Origin of the sequence: Mesorhizobium sp. M2E.F.Ca.ET.209.01.1.1, assembly GCF_004010375.2 — a bacterium.
Taxonomy (GTDB): Bacteria; Pseudomonadota; Alphaproteobacteria; order Rhizobiales; family Rhizobiaceae; genus Mesorhizobium.
The window spans coordinates 1-306 of record NZ_SADP02000944.1 but is presented as its reverse complement, the minus strand read 5'-3'; the positions used below and the strand labels follow the sequence as shown (position 1 = coordinate 306).

Here is a 306-nt window from a genome sequence, read left to right as displayed (position 1 = left end):
CACCCTTCGAGCGGGCGCGGGCGGCTGTCCTCTATTCGGGCGTGGCGCGGCAGATGGTGCAGGGTCTGAAATATCAGGACCGCACCGACCTCGCGCCCTGGATGGCGAACTGGATGGTCCGCGCCGGAGCCGAGTTGATCGCGGAGGCCGACCTGGTCGTGCCGGTGCCGCTGCATTGGCGGCGCTTCTTCCGGCGCCAGTTCAACCAGTCGGCCGAACTCGGACGGGCCGTTTCAAAGCTCAGCGGGCTGCCCTTCTCGCCATCCGCGGTCAGGCGCGTGAAGCTGACGCGCCAGCAGGTCGGGC

1 pseudogene is annotated in these 306 nt (G+C 69.3%); it reads left to right on the top strand.

The window, feature by feature from the left end:
* Window positions 1–306: pseudogene (locus EN852_RS38605) on the top strand (ComF family protein); the annotation flags it as partial.